Source organism: Pseudomonas sp. 2995-3, assembly GCF_002742565.1.
GTDB lineage: Bacteria > Pseudomonadota > Gammaproteobacteria > Pseudomonadales > Pseudomonadaceae > Aquipseudomonas > Aquipseudomonas edaphica.
Genome location: NZ_LJSB01000048.1, coordinates 1 through 251 on the forward strand (window position 1 = coordinate 1; position 251 = coordinate 251).

Annotated in this window: 1 protein-coding gene; it reads right to left on the reverse strand. The window is 41.8% G+C overall.

From position 1 onward, the window contains the following. The coding region (locus AOA62_RS01750) for an efflux RND transporter permease subunit (RefSeq protein WP_143521712.1) at positions 1-251 on the reverse strand (251 nt) is incomplete at both ends.

The following is a 251-nucleotide window of genomic DNA, read 5'->3' on the forward strand; positions in this document are numbered from 1 at the left end:
GCCATAACTGCATAAACTAGGAAGATAGCCAATGCCAACGCAAGTGCTAAGTCACTAAACGTATCCATCATCTGTTCATATTCTCCACCTGTGCTATAATCATAGCCTTCTGGGAAAATATATTGCTCTAATTCTGCTTCAATATCAGAAATGACACTTCCTAAATCACGGTCCATAATATCGCCAGTAATGGAAACCCCTCGACTTTGGTCCTGACGGTTAATTGTCGTTGGCCCTTCTGCCTGAACAAA